Genomic DNA, 2,074 nt, shown 5'->3' with positions numbered 1-2,074 from the left:
GAGTAAGATAGGAGGCAGCGTCATATGTGTATAAGATAGAGGATTATATAAAATTTATTGACTCTATATTTTGATGAAGATCATGTGAACATGAATGCAGAAAGCGAATTAAAACTGATATTGGTATTAGAAACAGATTCTTCTCATGTGCTATATGATGTCAATGGTTCTTCTCTTGTTTCATTTAATACTAAGAATATTGAATTAAATAAGTATGTAGAGCAGCCTGTTGAAACAACAGTCACTAATCAGATGGATGAACAGATAGTGGGGAAGGTTAAGAATAATGCACCTGCCGCTGCAGAAGTTAATTCTGCTGCGATGGTACCTGAAACGCATGTGACGGTATCAGATAATGGTACAGCTACTCAGCCAAAAACTGAGGAAAGTAGTGATTTTGGGCAGTATATTACATCAGCAGATGTCAGCAAGATTCAAAATGGCAGCTGGGTTTCATCCAAAACATTTGAAGATGGTGATCAGGTTAAAGTACATATTAACTATAAATTACCTGCAGATATTGTCACAACCGACAGAAGTAAAATTTCTTATCAGCTTCCTAATGGCATAAAGCCATTAGAAGAAGAAACTGGTTTAGTATATGCATCTAATGGTAAAGCAGTTGGTACATATCGAATTACTACTGGTGGGAAAATCACTATTGATTTTAATGATGAATTTACGAATGGGGAACCATTCTCAGGATATATTGAATTCCAAGGAACTGTTTCTGCAGATGGTGCTAATGATGATTCAATTAAATTTGGCGGTGATGGTGGAGAAATCACAGTTAAGCCAAGTAAGGAACGATATGATTTGAATATGTCTAAGCAGGCTTCATTGAATAAGGATGGAACAGTCAGCTATACAGTGAAAGCAACTACTAAAAATGGTACTGAAAGCAATATAAAGATTGAAGATAAATTCGTAGATTGGGATTCTGCAAAGGCGGAATATGATAAAAAAAGCTTTACAGTAATAAAGAAAGACAAATACGGTAATAGCACAACGATTCAAGTCAATCCTTCAATCAATGGCGAATCTTTTACAATGAATAATCTTCCAAAACTTGAAGCAGGAGAAAGCTATGAAATTAGTTATAAAGTAAAAGCAGAACCTGGTAATAAAGATGGTTCAGGATCACTTACAAATAGTGTAAAAGGAACAAGTGGCAGCTCATCAAGAGAAGCCTCAACAACAATTGCTGTATCTAATTCAATGATTTCTAAATATGGTGGATACGACCAGGATACAGGAAAGATGAACTGGCGTATTACAATTAATCCAGATAAGAAAGATATTGGTGGCTATGTATTCAATGATACGATTGATAATAACTTAAAGATTCCTACTCCTATCACTGCAAAGGGAAATGATGGCACTACATTAACAATTGATTGCTTACCTTATACATTCCCAGAAGGTTCTAATGAAACTTATACAATTCAATATCAGACAGATGCACCCGAACAAAATACCACTGTTACAAACAAAGGTACTATTGGTAAAGATGGAAAAAATTATAAAAGTAGTTATGGTGTTGGTGTACAGCATAGAGACTGGACCCTTACAAAATCTTCAACAGGCAATACTGTTTCAGAAGATGGTCAAACTATAACTAATACATGGCAGGCTTATATGAAGCTTCCTGATAAAGAAATCACTTCTATCACTTATTCAGATGTGATTAAGAATGGTACATCTACTGGAGATAAAGAATTTAATGGTGAACACTATGCAGTCTTATCTCAGTTAAGAAATGAAATTAATAACAATATTGAGCTTAAGGATGCGAATGGAACCCCTATTTCTAAAGAAAATTTAAAAATTAGTATTAAGTTCTATACAGATGAAGATAAAAAGAACGTAGTTATTAATAACAATGCCCATGTTAAAGCATTTGAAGTAACTGTAAAGAAGAAAGATGGCAGTAAATTTATAGGGCAGTCTTTAAATATTTCTTCTTATCATACAGCTGCAGAATTAAAAGATATTAAAGAAGGTATTGATTATCATTTTGCGAATAAAGGTGCTGTTCAAAATAAAGAATCTGAAAGCAAAGTCACTTATAACA

The 2,074-nt window shown here is 33.7% G+C and carries 1 protein-coding gene; it reads left to right on the top strand.

Going from position 1 to position 2,074, the window contains the following annotated elements; genetic code table 11:
* Positions 1-90 precede the first annotated feature (90 nt).
* Positions 91-2,074, top strand: a 1,984-nt coding sequence (locus ACT8VG_RS10600; RefSeq protein ID WP_444195852.1) for a hypothetical protein, incomplete at its 3' end; no start/stop codon positions are given.

This window comes from Catenibacterium sp., assembly GCF_052354645.1.
GTDB lineage: Bacteria > Bacillota_I > Bacilli_A > Erysipelotrichales > Coprobacillaceae > Catenibacterium > Catenibacterium mitsuoka_A.
Note: the sequence above shows the minus strand (reverse complement) of the source record. Positions and strands in the feature narration are given on the sequence as shown.